Consider the following 14,396-nt stretch of genomic DNA (forward strand, 5'->3'; position numbering starts at 1 on the left):
ATTTGCATGGCCTATCCAAATATGCAAACTGGCATGACCAATAAGCATAAGGGAGGATTTCTGATGTCCGCATCCAGGCCATGGGCCACCTACGCATCCCGTACCGCCATCGCCCTCGCGTCCGCAGCCTTGGCCTTCTCCGCAAACGTCCAGGCGCAGGATGCCGATGCCGAAAGCGAGGCCAGCGCCGAAGACAATGTCATCATCGTCAGCGCGCAGAAACGCGATCAGAACATTCTGGACGTGCCGGCAGCCATTTCGGCCGTGGGCCAGGATGTGCTGCAGGCGGCGCAGGTCGACCGCTTCACCGAGCTGACCGCCATCTCGCCGTCGCTGACCATCACGACCAGCGGCAACCGCAACCAGAATCCCATTTTCCTGCGTGGCATCGGGACATTCAGCTTCTCGACCGCAGCCGAACCTGCCGTGCTCGTCATGATCGACGATGTACCGCTGCTGTTGCCGGGACAGGCGCTCAGCAACTTTGCCGATGTGGCCCGAATCGAGGTTCTGCGTGGTCCGCAGGGCACGCTGTTCGGCAAGAGCGCATCGGCGGGCGTGATCAGCATCGTCTCCCAGGCGCCGGCAAACCAGCTGACCGGGTTTGTCGAGGCATCACTCACGGATGACGAGGAATTCCGCGTCCAGGGCGTCATCTCCGGCCCCGTGGACGAGAATGGCGGCTTCCGAATTTCCAGCTTCTACAACAATTTCAACGGCTTTTTGCGCAACACCCTTACCGGAAACAAGCTCGGTCAGGAAGAATCCTGGGGCCTGCGCGGACGGTTCGATTACGAGATCGGCAGGGCCCAGCTTCAGCTGACCGCTGATTACAGCGAATTCTTCGACAATGGCGGCGACAATACCTATCGCCAGGTCACCCGCACCCGGCCCGATGGCACCCCGGCCAATCGCCAGCTGGATCTGACTGGGATCACGCCGGGGCCGACCAACCGGAACCTGCGTATCAACGATGAGGCGGTGAACGATTCCAAACAGTTGCTGCTCTCCAGCCGGTTCAGCCTGGATCTCGATTTCGCGACACTGACCTCGATCACCAGCTATCAGTCGTGGAAATACGAAGCCCAGAATGACCAGGATCTCCAGCCAGTCCGGGACAGCTTCCAGGATACCTTCTACGACACCCGCACCGTCACCCAGGAGCTGAGGCTGACCTCGCCGACCGATGGAGCATTCGATTATATCCTTGGCGTCTATATCGCGGACGGCGATACCGACCGGAGCTTTCTCCGCATCGCGCCGAACACGCCGCCGCTGCGCCAGAACTGGGATTCCAACGCCTCGGTCCGCAACTATGCAGCCTTTGCGCAGCTGGGATACGATCTGTCGCCCAAGACACTGGTGTCGCTCGGCGCGCGCCTGAACTATGAAAAGATCGACGTCTTCTTCCAGGACAACCGGACGGCGATACCGGGCATCTTCCGGGGATCGGATTCGGACACCGCCTTTACCGGGAAGCTGTCGCTCCAGCACTTCTTCGACAGTGGCATCATGGCCTTCGCTTCGGTCGCCACCGGCTACAAGGGGCAGGCCTATGACATCTCGTCGGGCTTCAACCAGCGGCGCGCCGACAATCCGATCCGGTCGGAAAGCAGCGTGGCCTATGAAGTCGGCCTCAAGGGCCAGGCACTCGACGGCAAGGCCCAGTTCCAGCTGGTCGGCTTCTGGGTCGATTATGATGATTTCCAGGCGCAGGGTATCAACAACGAGCTGATCGTGCCGCAGTTCGAGCTGGTCAATGTCGGCAAGCTGCGGACCCGTGGCGTCGAGCTGGAAACCTCGATCCGGCCGACCGATGGCCTCACCGTCTTTGCCTCGGGCGCCTATGTCGATGCGCAGATCAAGGAATTTGCCGGTGCGAACTGCTATTTCGGCCAGACGGTAGCGCAGGGATGCGTCCGCAATCCGACAACCGGTCTGTTTTCGCAGGACCTGGCAGGCAAGCAGCTCAACAACTCGCCCGACTTCAAGTTCAATGTCGGACTGATCTACGAAAAGCCGATCTTCGGGGATGTCGAGCTGGTACTCAACGGAAACTATACCTGGCAGAGCGGTGTCAATTTCGACATCGGCAACAATCCGCGGACAAAGCAGCCGGCTTATGGCCTGGCCAATGCCTCGATCGGCCTGCAGGGCGATGACAAGAACTGGCAGGTAAGCCTGTTCGTCAACAACCTGTTCGATCAGGATTACGTGACCCAGATCATCGACGATACATCGACCCGCGTCGATCCGTTCATCCTGCTGCAGCAGATTCCGCGCAACGCGAACCGCTTCTTCGGCATCCGCGCCCGTTTCGGCTTCTGAGCCAGGGCATGCAAAGGGCCGCCCACCGGGAAACGGTTGGCGGCCCTTCTTGCAGGTTCAGCAGGTTCAGCTAGCCGAGCTGCTGGACCAGATATTCCAGATTTTCCGGCGGGGCCTGCCAGGTCGCCCCGAACAGCCCATCCGGCCCGAACAAGGCTGCAGCCATTGAGCCTGCGCCATGGCGCTGCCAGAGCGCCGCCAACTGTGCGGCCTGCGGATCGTCGACGACGCGCACATCGCCGCGCACGTGCCGCATCCAGGCGGCGAGCGCCTGCAGTGTGGCCGGGCTCGATCGGCCTGCGGCCTGATTGATCGCCAGCGGCTCGAGCCAGCGCTGCGGGATCTTCTGCGATCCATCCATCGCGATCTGCATCAGCTTGTGCTGCAATGCGCTGTTGGCGAAACGATCGAGCAGCTGGTCGGCATAGGCTGTCGTGTCGATGCCGCTCGCCTGATCCAGCGTGGCGGCGGCTTCCTGCCGCATGATCGTCTCGATCACCGAGCGGATGGCGGGATCGGCCACGACCTGATGGACATATTCGTGCCCCGCATCGAGCCCGAGATAGGCCAGGGCCGAATGCGCGCCGTTGAGCATCCGCAGCTTTGCCGCCTCGTACGGGCGCACGTCCTCGACCAGCTGTGCGCCCACCGTCTCCCAGCGCGGACGCGGCCCGGCAAAGTCATCCTCGATCACCCATTGGGTGAACGGCTCGGTGATGATCGCGCCTTTGTCCTCAAGGCCGATCTGCCCGGCCACCCAGGCCCGGTCTTCGGCCGTCATCGCTGGCACGATGCGGTCGACCATCGTGCCGGGGCAGCGGCAATGCTGCGCGAACCAGTCGGCCAGCGCCGGGTCGGTGGCCGTGAGATAGCTGCGCATCAGCGTGCCCAGCTGGCGGCCATTGTCGGCAAGATTGTCGCAGCTGAGCAAGGTCAGGCCGGGCAGACCCGCCGCCTTGCGCCGGGCCAGGCCTGCAGCGACGAAGCCGTAGATGGTGCGCGGAACGCCGCCCGACAGATCGGCCGCCAGCGCGGCATTGTCGGTGTCCAGCGTTCCGTCGGCGCGGCGGACATAGCCCTTTTCGGTGACGGTGAAGCTGACGATATGCGTGCTCGCGCTGGCAATGGCGTCGATCACCGCTCCGGGGTTTTCGGGCGCGACGAGAACGCTCGCTACCGATCCGATCAGCCTTGCCGATACCGTGTCGGACGACCGCTCGATCAGGGTATAGAACCCGTTCTGCGGGTTCAGTTGCTGCGCCACATCCGCCGATCGCAGCGACACGCCGATGATGCGCCAGTCAGCATCGCCCGCCGCCATCGCAGCGTCGGTATAGGCCGCCTGATGCGCCCGGTGGAACGCGCCGATGCCGAAATGGACGATGGCACAGGCCTGCGCCGCCCGGTCATAACCGGGGCGTTCGACACTCGCGGAAAGCTGCGCCGCCGTCTCGCAGGTGAGCCTCACAGCCTGTATGCCTTTTTCGCAAGGGTATAGCTCAGGTCGTGCGCCAGCTCGGCCGCTTCCCATTCCTCGATGCGGTGCTCGGCGACCAGTTGCGCCAGGAAGCCGCAATCGATCCGCCGCGCGACATCGTGCCGCGCCGGGATGGACAGAAATGCGCGGGTGTCGTCGTTGAAGCCGACGGTGTTGTAGAAACCGGCCGTCTCGGTCATCGCATGGCGGAAGCGGCGCATGCCTTCGGGACTGTCGTGGAACCACCAGGCAGGCCCCAGCTTGAGCGCAGGATAATGACCCGCCAGCGGAGCCAGTTCGCGCGCATAGACCGATTCATCCAGCGTGAAGAGGATGATCGTGAGATCAGGATTGTTGCCGTGCCTGGCGAGAAGCGGACGCAACGCGTTCACGAAATCGGTGCGGCTGGGCATGTCGGCGCCCTTGTCGCGCCCGAACCGGGCGAAGACTGCGGGGTTGTGGTTGCGGAAAGCACCGGGATGGATCTGCATCACCAGCCCATCCTCGGCGCTCATCGTCGCCATTTCGGTGAGCATCTGCGCGCGGAACAGCTCTGCCTCGCCCGGTGTGACATCGGGGCGGATCACACGGGCGAACAGCGCTTCGGCTTCATCTCGCGGCAGGTCTGCGGTCTGCGCGGTCGGATGACCGTGGTCGGTAGAGGTGGCGCCGTTCTGCGCGAAGAAGGCGCGGCGCTTGCGGTGTGCGGCCAGATAGCCGGACCAGTTGAACACATCCTCGCCGGTCAGCTCGCCGAACCGCGTCAGATTGTCGAGAAAGCCCTCGAATTCCGGATCGATCACCGGATCGGGCCGATAAGCCGTCAGCACCCTGCCCTGCCAGCCGCTCGCCGCAATGGCCTGGTGATGTTCGAGCGTATCGAGCGGCGATTCGGTGGTGGTGATGACCTCGATGCCGAAGCGATCGAACAGCGCGCGCGGGCGAAATGCAGGCGTCGCGAGCTGCGCAGTGATATGGTCGTAATAATGGTCCGCCGTGCCGGCATCGAGCTGAACGTCGATGCCGAACGCTTCGGCAAACACCCAGTCGAGCCACATGCGCGAAGGCGTGCCGCGGAACAGATGATAATGGTTCGCCAGAATGCGCCACGCCTCGCGCGGGTCGACCGCAGGTGCACTTGTTCCAGACACCGGTGTCAGCCCAAGAGACTCCAGCGAAATGCCCTGGCTGTAGAGCATGCGGAACACATAATGGTCCGGCTGCAGCAGCAGCGCGGTCGCGTTCTCGAACGGCGCATCGCTGGCAAACCAGGCAGGATCGGTATGGCCGTGCGGGCTGATGATCGGCAGATCGCGGACCGCAGCATAGAGCCGCCGCGTGATGCTGCGAACCTCGGGATCGACCGGAAAGAGGCGGTCGGGGTGAAGCTGTAATAGTCGTGTCGTCATGTCAGAGTTGCGCTGCCCTTGCATAGCGTTCGCGGGTGGAGGCGACGTTGCGCCTCGCGGCCTCAATAGCCTCTTCTTCGGTGGCGAACAGCAGGTGATTGATAACGGCGGACATATGGCCGCGCATCGCGGCGCGGGCGGCGGCCGGATCGCGCGCCTTGAGCGCATCCAGCACGGCCTTGTGCTCCTCGACGACCGGCTGGACATTGGCGGTCCGCGCCTTTTCGAGCAGCAGCGCGCAATTGGGCGAGGTCGAACGCAGCCGCCACATTTCCTCGATCTGGTTGCGGATCACCGCATTGCGGGTCGCGGTGGCGATCAGCATGTGAAAGGCATAATCGGCATTGGTGCTGCCGCCGGGCAGACGGTTTTCCTGCTCGATCTCGGCGACAAGTTGCTCGAGTTCGGCCAGTTCGTCCTCGCGAATATGCACGGCCGCCAGCGCTGCCGCCTCGCCTTCGATCAGCAGCCGCGCCTCCATCAGCTCGAATGCCGTCACGGTGAAGCCGGGGGCATCGGACTCGCCGGGCAGCTTGCGCACATAGGCGCCCGAGCCGATGCGGACCTCGATCAACCCCTGCACTTCCAGCGCGATCATCGCCTCGCGCACGGCGGGACGCGAGACATTGTACTGCACGGAAAGCTCGCGTTCGGCCGGCAGGCGATCGCCCACCGCATAACGCCCGGCAACCAGATCGGAAAACAGGTCCTTCGCCAGTTTCTGATAGAGCCGCTCGGGCGGCAGCGCGGGTTCGATGGCGGGTGCGTTTTTCCTGGGTCGCGCCATGCGCTGCTGCTCCTGATCAAAGGCCTGACCAATTGCTGGCAACCGGCCACCGCCATCCATGCCACAGCCCCGGCTGGATCGACAATGCCTAATGCGCCGCGCGATGATCGGCTGAGGGTCGCGAACCGGAGCCGGGGTGATGGAGCCGACGAGCGGAATGATCAGCTTCAAGACAGGTTTTCTAAATAGGTATTACCAATTCTGTTGCAATTGATGTCCGGGGCGTTACCAATGGCCCGAGATGTTGACCAGCAGGGGAGAGGCGTATCTCATGAAGATACAATCGGCCAAGGTGATCGTGACGTGTCCCGGGCGCAATTTCGTGACGCTCAAGATCGAGACCGATCAGGGGGTGTACGGCATTGGCGATGCGACGCTGAACGGACGCGAGCTTTCGGTCGTCTCCTATCTGGAAGACCATGTCATCCCCTGCCTGATCGGCATGGACCCGCAGCGGATCGAGGATATCTGGCAATATCTCTATCGCGGTGCCTATTGGCGGCGCGGGCCGGTGACGATGCGCGCGATCGCTGCGGTCGACATGGCGCTGTGGGACATCAAGGCCAAGCTGGCGGGGATGCCACTCTACCAGTTGCTCGGCGGGCGGAGCCGAGACGGCGTGATGGTCTATGGCCATGCCAATGGCAGCGATATTGCCGAAACCGTCGAGGCGGTCGGCCAGTATATCGACATGGGCTACAAGGCGATCCGCGCGCAGACCGGCGTGCCGGGCATCAAGGACGCCTATGGGGTCGGGCGCGGCAAGCTGTACTATGAACCGGCGGATGCCGCCCTGCCCTCGGTCACCGGCTGGGACACGCGCAAGGCACTGAACTATGTGCCGAAACTGTTCGAGGAATTGCGCAAGACCTATGGCTTCGACCATCATCTGCTGCACGATGGCCATCATCGCTATACCCCGCAGGAGGCGGCAAATCTGGGCAAGATGCTCGAGCCCTATCAGCTGTTCTGGCTGGAGGACTGCACGCCGGCCGAAAACCAGGAAGCGTTCAGGCTGGTGCGCCAGCACACCGTCACCCCGCTGGCTGTGGGCGAAATCTTCAACACGATCTGGGATTGCAAGGACCTGATCCAGAACCAGCTGATCGACTATATCCGCGCGACCGTGGTCGGCGCAGGAGGGCTGACGCATCTGCGCCGCATCGCCGATTTCGCCAGCCTGTACCAGGTGCGCACCGGCTGCCATGGCGCGACCGATCTGTCGCCGGTGACGATGGGATGTGCGCTCCATTTCGACACCTGGGTGCCCAATTTCGGCATACAGGAATATATGCGCCATACCGAAGCCACGGACGAGGTCTTCCCGCACGACTACCGGTTCGAGGCGGGGCTGATGTATTGCGGCGAGACGCCCGGCCACGGCGTCGATATCGACGAAGCACTCGCTCAGAAATATCCCTACAAGCCTGCCTATCTGCCCGTCGCGCGGCTCGAGGACGGGACGATGTGGAACTGGTGAGGCGATGCGCATCGTCCTGATCGGCGAGGCCATGCTGGAGCTGAGCCAGCGGGGCGAGCATTGGCATATGGGCCATGGAGGCGACACGCTGAACACCGCGCTGCATCTGGCGCGGGCCGGGCATGATGTCGGCTTTCTGACCGCCCTGGGCAGCGATCCGTTGAGCGCCGGATTGATCGACCGCTGGCGCGCAGAGGGGCTGGACACCGCGCTGGTGCTCCACCACCCCGACCGCTCGACCGGGCTGTATGCCATCAGCACCGATGATCGCGGCGAGCGCAGCTTTGCCTATTGGCGCGACCAGAGCGCTGCGCGCGCGATGTTTGCGCTGCCCGATGCGGCAAGGGCACTGGATCAGGCCGCGCAGGCCGACATGATTGCGTTTTCGCTCATCACCCTGGCCATTCTGCCACCCCAGGGCCGCGAGGCGCTTTACGCGCTCGCCCGTTCGGTGCGCCAGCGCGGCGGACAGGTGGCGTTCGATGGCAATTACCGCGCCAGGCTTTGGGCGGATGGCGCAGAGGCCCTCGAGGAGCGCGACCATGCCATCGCGCTCGCCACGCTCGGCCTGCCGACGCTCGACGACGAAGTGCTGCTGTCCGGCGAAACCGACGCGGACGCGGTCGCCGCGCATTGGCAGGCGCTGGGCTGTAGCGAGACCGTGGTCAAGCTGGGCGAACGCGGATGCCGCCTTGCCGATGGCGCGATCGCCGCGCCCCCCGAGATACTCGACCCGGTGGATACCAGCGGGGCTGGCGATGCCTTCAATGCGGGCTATCTGGGCGCACGGATGAAGGGAGCGACGCCGGTCGAAGCGGCGCAGGCCGGGCATGTGCTCGCCGGGTGGACCGTCATGCGGCCCGGCGCGATCCCCGACCGCGATCCCTGAGCAGCGCCCAAAGCACTGCCGCGGCGAGCAGATCGAGGCCGGCCAGCGCGACGAACAGCGGATCATAACCGAAACTGTCTGCGCTCTGCCCGATCAGCAGCGTGAACAGCATGCCGCCGATCCAGGCCGACGTTCCCGCCATGCCGCTTGCGGTTCCCACGGTCTTCTTGTCGAACACGTCGGCGCACAGCGTGATCAGCGCGCCATTGAGCATCTGGTGCGCAAATCCGCCGATGCAGAACAGCGCGATCGCCATTCCGGGCGACGTTGCCAGGCCGATGCACGCCGGGCCGACCATGCACAGGGCGCCGATCGTCATCGTGATCTTGCGGCTGGCCAGCAAGCCCGCCCCGCGCTGCATCAGCCAGCCTGGGAGCAGCCCCGCCGCGAGGCTGCCGAAATCGGCTGCAAGGAATGGCAGCCACGCCCAGAGCGCGATTGCCTTGAGATCGAGATTCCAGGCCGAGACCAGATAGAGCGGGATGAAGAAGTTGAACGTCTGCCATGCCGGTTCGGACAGGAAACGCGGCGTCGCGATGGCCCAGAAAGATCGGCTGCGCAGCACGTCGCGCTTGGTCGCCGGCTTGGCCATGACATCGTCGGCACGTCCTGCCTCGATCAGGTCGCGCTCGCCCTGCGAAAGCCGGGGGTGGTCGGCCGGGTCGCGATAGCCGAACCACCACAGGCCCGCCCAGACCAGGCTGAGCACGCCGGTGACGATGAAGGCGGCTTCCCAGTTCCAGGCGAGGATGCAGAAAGCGACCAAAGGCGGCGCAATCATGTTGCCGACACTGGTGCCCATCTGGAACAGGCTGGTGGCGAGCGACCGTTCGCGCGGCGGGAACCAGGTCGCGACGGTCTTGGCCCCGGCCGGGATCGCCGCCGCCTCGGTCGCACCGAGCAAGGTACGAAAGAATGCAAGGCTCTGCCAGCCAGTGGCAAAGGCATGCGCCATGTTCGAAAGCGCCCAGCCGATCGCGAACAGGAAGAAGCCGAGCCGCGTGCCCAGCGCATCGAGCACCGTGCCCGCCACGGTCTGCATCACGGTATAGCTCGCCTGAAACGCGAGCACGACCCAGCTATACTGTTCGGTCGTCATCGCAAATTCGGTCTTCAGCGTCGGCGCGGCGACCGAAAGCGTCGAGCGCGCGAGATAGTTCAGGATCGTCCCCAGCGTCACCAGACCGATGATCCACCAGCGCAAGCGCCCGGCCCGAATTGCATTCATCGGCTTGCCTTCAAGAAAAAAGGGGCCGGGCACGCGGCCCGGCCAAGGGGAGATGATCGGGCATCCGTCAATTGCCCGCGGGCGCACCAGCGGCGCGCGGTCTGCCGGTGGGCATGGCGGGACGGAAATTGCCTTCCAGCACCGCGACCAGATAGCGCGCGGCGCGGATGACATAGTCGTTCTCGTCATCGACGATCGCCTTGATCGCAGGCAAGGCCGGGCGCGCGCGTTCATCAAGCGCATCGAGCGCGTTGAGCGCCATCAGCCGCTGCTGGAACGGCTTGCCCGAAGCGACAGACTGTTCCAGGACCGCCAAGGCGATGCCCGGATCACCGATATTGCCGAGCGCTTCGGCGGCGGCGATCCGCACCGCTGGCGACGCATCACGGGCGACAGTCTCGGCCAGCGCGGCTTTGGCAGGCAGCGCTGCCTCGCCCAGAACCACCAGCCCGGTCGCCGCCCAATAGCGGATCACCGCATTGCGGTTCCGCAGCAGCGCCGCCAGCCGCCGGGCATTGCGCGCCTCGCCGCGCGCGGCGACCGACGCCACCTGCATGATCTGGCGCAGCGGATAGGCCGCCTCGCTGCGCGTCGCTTCATAACCCTCGCCCGGCTCGCCTTCGGGAAGGAAGCCGTTGTCGCGGATCGCCAGCATATGTGCATCGAGCGCCTTGCGGAAACGCGCAAGCGTGGCGGCCTGTTTGGCCTCATTCGCCAGATTGGTGAGCTGATAGGGATCGGCCTCGAGATCGTAGAGCTCCTCGTACGGCTTGCGTCCGAAGAAGCGCGACTGATCGGGCGTCAGCGTCCCGGCGATCCGCGCCTCGTCCCACGACTGATAGCCCTTGGCGATCCATTCGAACGACGAATAGGCGCCCCAGGGCCGGTGCGGCATGTAGTTGCGGATATAGCGATAACGCCCGTCACAGGCGGTGCGAACCATATCGTAACGCTCGTCCATGCGGTCGCGCATGCCGAAGGCATAGGGCGAGCGCTGGCCGACCTCGCTGCCCAGAAAAGCCTGCCCATGCATCTGCGTCGGTTTTGCCACCCCGGCCAGCGAAAGGAGCGTGGGTGCAAGATCGACCAGGCTCACCGGCTGGGTCACTGTGCTGCCCATCGGCACCGGCGCGAGGTGCTGCCATTTGGGCGGGAAATGCGCGATCAGCGCGACGCGCAGGCCTTCTTCGTAACAATAGCGCTTGCTGCGCGGCAGCACCCCGCCATGGTCCGAATAATAGAAGACAATGGTGTCTTCGGCGAGCCCGTCCGCCTCCAGCTCCTTCAGCCGCGCGCCAATCTCGCCGTCCATCCGCGCGATCAGGTTGTAATAGCTGGCAAAATCGGTGCGCATCGCCGGGGTGTCCGGCAGATAGGGCGGAATGCGGACCAGATCGGGCGTAACCGGCCCCTCGACCGGCCTGGGCCCGAACAGCCGCGATTCATGCGTGGTCATGTGATTGAACACCGCCATGAAGGGTGCGCCGTCGGGCCGGCCCCGCCAGTGCGCCTTCGCGCTGGACTCGTTCCAGATTCGCTCGGGCTCGACGTTGCAATTGTAATCGGTCTTGTCGTTGTTGGTGCAGTAATAGCCCAGGCTGCGCAGATATTCGGGATAGGTGCGCATGACCGTCGGCAGGTTCGCCATCGCGCGCATGTGCTGCGCAGGCGCGTTGCTTTCAGGATGGCAGCCGGTGAGAATCGCGAAGCGCGACGGCGCACATACCGGCGCATTGGCATAGGCGCGAGCATAGAGAATGCCCTTGGCAGCCAGCGCATCAATGTTGGGCGAATGCGCGATGGGATCGCCATAACAACCCAGGAACGGGCTGTGATCCTCGCTCACCAGCCAGAGAATATTGGGCAGCGCCGGGCTCCGCTTGGTGGCGTGCGCGAGTGTCGGCGCGGAGGCCGCCACCCCGCTTGCCGCCAGCGCCTTGATTAGGCCGCGCCTTGAAACCATGGCCTTGCCCTCCGAACCGTCAGCGCGCCGGGCTGACGGAAATTGCGGAGACCACTGCACCGCCATCGCCGCCGCTGAAATCGAGCTTCAGCCCGCCGCTCGATGTCACGTCGAAGCGGTGGGTCACCGCCTTGAGCGACCCGCCGCCTGCCTTGGCCGGGTTGAAACCGGTCAGCACCGGTTTGCCATTGGCACGCACCGTCATGCTGCGCGCTGCGGCCTTTGCGGCATCGGTTTCGGGCTCGAACAGGTGCAGCGTGACCGTCCAGCGGCCATCGGGCAGCGGCAGGTCGTACGTGAAGGCACCCTGGCGATAGGAGGCGTAAAGCTCGGGATCGGTAGTACCGGTGACGTTGCTGGGCGCGATTCTGGTGCGGCCTGCCATGCGCAATTCGGACGCCTTGCCGCCGGTAAAGAAATTGTCCGAACCGAAGCGCAATCCGGCAGACGTCGTCTGCCCGGTCAGATGGCCAGCGCGGACATGCAGCCCGTTAGCTGAATCCGGCGCCGTCCAGGTCAGGCTGTCGGTCAGCGCCTTCCCGCCGCGCTCGGCCGAGGCGGCGATCTGATTGTCGCCTGCGCGCAACCGCACGCCGGGCCAGACGCAGATGCGGTCAGGGCAGTCCACCGTGCCGATGGCCTGGCCGTTGACCGTCAGGCTGGCGCGCGGCGCATTGCTATAGGCGCGCACGTCCAACACCGGATAGGCGCGGTCGATATAGCGTCTGCCGGTCAGGTGCAGCACCGGCTCTTCGGACCATTGCGCCTTGTAGAAATAGAAGGCGTCCTTGCGGGTCTTGCGGTCATAGCTGACCAGTCCCTTGTCGTTCAGGTCATAGGCCTCGCCTTCCTCGCGACTGGTGGAGGCGAAATCGAACATGTTCCAGATCCAGCTGGTCGAGAGGAAATTGGCCTGCTTGAGAACCTTCCAGTTCTGTTCATGCACCCAGGCCTGGAACTCCTCGGGATGCGGGCGGCCATTGGCGTTGACCGGCCCGCCGAGCGGATTGTCGGTATGCTGGCTGAATGCGCCGCCTGCGCCATATTCGGTCACCGCCATCGGCCGGTCCGGATAGCGGCTGCGAAGGCTGGTCAAGGCGCGCGACAGGTCCTGAGGCTGGCCGTAATACCAGCCGAAATAGCGATTAAGCCCGACCACATCGGTAATGTCGTTGAGCACTTGCGCGCCCGGACGAGCGAGGGGAGACGGCGTGCCCTCGCAGCAATCGGCATAGAGCGTCGGCCGGGTGGAGTCTTCCTGCTTCGCCAGCGCGTTCAGTTCGACCAGCATGTCGCGCGATTTGGCCGGAGCGCCCTTGCCGCCCTTCATCAGCGCGGCGATGGCGGCGCCGATATCGATCTCGTTGCCCACCGACCAGAGCATGATCGAGGGGTGATTGTAATTCTGCCGGATCAGTTCGAGCAACTGCTGCCGCGCATTGGCGACCAGCTCTGGCGCGGGCAGCGATTCATCGAAAGCGGACTGGTGCACGAACGGCAGCTCTGCCTTCACCACCATCCCGTTGCGATCGGCAAGGTCGCTCCATTCCTGCGCGTGCTGGTAATGCGCATGGCGCACCGTATTGACGCCCATTTCGGCCATGATCGCCATGTCGGTGGCATGATCTTCGGCGGTGAGCGCCCATCCCTTGCCCTGCCAGTCCTGATGGCGCGAGGCACCGTGCAGCCGCATCGGCTTGCCGTTGAGAATGAAACCCTGGTCCGCGTCCCAGGCGAAGCTGCGCACGCCGAGCGGCTCTGTCACGCTGTCGATCACGCGGGCGCCGTCGCGCAGCTCGACGGTGACCGAATAGAGATAAGGGTCGCTGCGTCCCTGCCAGAGCCTGGGATTGGTGAGAGAAAGTGGCGTGGTCAGCTCGCTTGTCTCGCCCGGCCCGAGCCGCCGGGCAGGCCCCGACGCGCTCGCAACCGTCCGGCCATCGGCATCGGCGATGCGGGTGACCACGGCCAGCTTGCGCGCCTTTTGCCCCGAATTGCGCAGCCGCGTGAGCACCGCAACCTCGGCCTTTTCGGGTGTGACGCTGGGGGTCGAAACATAGATGCCGGGCCCGCCGTGGTCCATGAGATCGATCGACGCGGCATCGACCTCGATCAGCGAGACGCCGCGATACAGGCCGCCATGGATGAAGAAATCGCCCCCCAGCGGGATGACATGCTCGGTGCTGCTGCCCTTCTCGGGCTTGCTGTTGTCCGCACGCACGACGATGATGTTCGCCTGACCCGGTTTGAGATGATCGCTGATGTCGAAGCGGAAGCGCGAGAAGGCGCCCTTGTGCTGCCCGACATGCTGGCCATTGACCCACAGGTCGGCAATCGCGCCGACGCCATCGAACTGCAGGATTGCGCGCTTGCCCCTGGGCAGCGCCACCTCGCCCAGCCGCATCCGGTACCAGCCGGTCCCTTGGCGAACGTCCGAACCCTCGGCGCGCACGGGCGCGTAATTGCCCATGCGATTCCAGCTGTGCGGCAGGCTGACCTGCTCCCAGCGGCTGTCATCGAATTCGGGGGTGCGAACGGAATCAGGGACGTCGCCAAACAGGAACCGCCAGCCCGTGCCAAGCTCCATGACCTTTCGGGCGTCGCTCGCAGCCGGGCGAGCCGGTGCTGCAGGATCTGCTGCTGCTGGCTGTGCCAGGCCCGGCCCCGCCGTGACCAGCACCGCCACTCCCAGCGCTGCCGCGGCCGCACCCCGCAGCGCGCGCGATCCCGTGCCGCGTCCCTCAGTCATTGCACCACTCCCTGATTATTGGTTAGACCAAATACGATTAAACTGAGGGTGTCAACCTTAAATGAAACCGGCCGGCATGCTGCGGC

The 14,396-nt window shown here is 64.5% G+C and carries 9 protein-coding genes; 3 read left to right on the top strand and 6 right to left on the bottom strand.

Features of this window, described 5'->3' with window-relative positions; all coding sequences use genetic code 11:
* Positions 1-63: 63 nt before the first annotated feature.
* Positions 64-2,328: a TonB-dependent receptor gene (locus C7451_RS05865; protein ID WP_110298251.1), complete on the top strand. Its 2,265-nt coding sequence runs from the start codon at positions 64-66 to the stop codon at positions 2,326-2,328.
* 70 nt (positions 2,329-2,398) lie between these two features.
* On the opposite strand, the gene C7451_RS05870 is transcribed toward C7451_RS05865, so the two are convergent.
* From C7451_RS05870 to C7451_RS05880, 3 genes are read right to left on the bottom strand one after another with little or no spacing between them, the layout of a single operon-like run.
* Positions 2,399-3,796 carry a mannitol dehydrogenase family protein gene (locus C7451_RS05870; RefSeq protein WP_244181646.1) on the bottom strand — a complete coding sequence of 466 codons (1,398 nt, stop codon included), beginning with the start codon at positions 3,794-3,796 and terminating at the stop codon, positions 2,399-2,401.
* Complete coding sequence (uxaC, locus tag C7451_RS05875; RefSeq protein WP_110298050.1) at positions 3,793-5,214, bottom strand: glucuronate isomerase; 1,422 nt, start codon at positions 5,212-5,214, stop codon at positions 3,793-3,795. The genes C7451_RS05870 and uxaC overlap by 4 nt, the downstream gene beginning before the upstream one ends.
* 1 nt (position 5,215) lies before the next feature.
* Positions 5,216-6,001: a FadR/GntR family transcriptional regulator gene (locus C7451_RS05880; protein WP_110298252.1), complete on the bottom strand. Its 786-nt coding sequence runs from the start codon at positions 5,999-6,001 to the stop codon at positions 5,216-5,218.
* A 271-nt stretch (positions 6,002-6,272) separates the two neighbouring features.
* On the opposite strand from C7451_RS05880, the gene manD reads away from it, so the two are divergent.
* On the top strand, positions 6,273-7,481 hold the full coding sequence (manD, locus tag C7451_RS05885; RefSeq protein WP_110298051.1) for a D-mannonate dehydratase ManD: 1,209 nt from the start codon (positions 6,273-6,275) through the stop codon (positions 7,479-7,481).
* Between the two features lie 4 nt (positions 7,482-7,485).
* A complete protein-coding gene (locus C7451_RS05890) occupies positions 7,486-8,370 on the top strand; it encodes a sugar kinase (RefSeq protein ID WP_110298052.1) in 885 nt (294 codons plus the stop codon).
* On the opposite strand, the gene C7451_RS05895 is transcribed toward C7451_RS05890, so the two are convergent.
* The 3 genes from C7451_RS05895 to C7451_RS05905 form a co-directional block, all read right to left on the bottom strand.
* Positions 8,333-9,598, bottom strand: coding sequence for an MFS transporter (locus C7451_RS05895; RefSeq protein ID WP_167398439.1), 1,266 nt, complete (start codon positions 9,596-9,598; stop codon positions 8,333-8,335). The two genes, C7451_RS05890 and C7451_RS05895, sit on opposite strands and share 38 nt — an antisense overlap.
* Positions 9,599-9,665: 67 nt before the next feature.
* Positions 9,666-11,561, bottom strand: coding sequence for a sulfatase-like hydrolase/transferase (locus C7451_RS05900; RefSeq protein WP_167398440.1), 1,896 nt, complete (start codon positions 11,559-11,561; stop codon positions 9,666-9,668).
* 19 nt (positions 11,562-11,580) lie between these two features.
* Positions 11,581-14,310, bottom strand: a complete 2,730-nt coding sequence (locus C7451_RS05905; protein ID WP_110298054.1) for a glycoside hydrolase family 2 TIM barrel-domain containing protein — start codon at positions 14,308-14,310, stop codon at positions 11,581-11,583.
* Positions 14,311-14,396 lie beyond the last annotated feature (86 nt).

Origin of the sequence: Blastomonas natatoria, assembly GCF_003201955.1 — a bacterium.
Classification (GTDB): Bacteria; Pseudomonadota; Alphaproteobacteria; order Sphingomonadales; family Sphingomonadaceae; genus Blastomonas; species Blastomonas natatoria.

Bases quoted from the DNA above. Each gene is read 5' to 3' on its own strand.
- C7451_RS05865 (WP_110298251.1), top strand. From the start codon at position 64: ATGTCCGCATCCAGGCCATGGGCCACCTACGCATCCCGTACCGCCATC.
- uxaC (WP_110298050.1), bottom strand. From the start codon at position 5,214: ATGACGACACGACTATTACAGCTTCACCCCGACCGCCTCTTTCCGGTC.
- C7451_RS05880 (WP_110298252.1), bottom strand. From the start codon at position 6,001: ATGGCGCGACCCAGGAAAAACGCACCCGCCATCGAACCCGCGCTGCCG.
- manD (WP_110298051.1), top strand. From the start codon at position 6,273: ATGAAGATACAATCGGCCAAGGTGATCGTGACGTGTCCCGGGCGCAAT.
- C7451_RS05890 (WP_110298052.1), top strand. From the start codon at position 7,486: ATGCGCATCGTCCTGATCGGCGAGGCCATGCTGGAGCTGAGCCAGCGG.
- C7451_RS05895 (WP_167398439.1), bottom strand. From the start codon at position 9,598: ATGAATGCAATTCGGGCCGGGCGCTTGCGCTGGTGGATCATCGGTCTG.
- C7451_RS05900 (WP_167398440.1), bottom strand. From the start codon at position 11,561: ATGGTTTCAAGGCGCGGCCTAATCAAGGCGCTGGCGGCAAGCGGGGTG.
- C7451_RS05905 (WP_110298054.1), bottom strand. From the start codon at position 14,310: ATGACTGAGGGACGCGGCACGGGATCGCGCGCGCTGCGGGGTGCGGCC.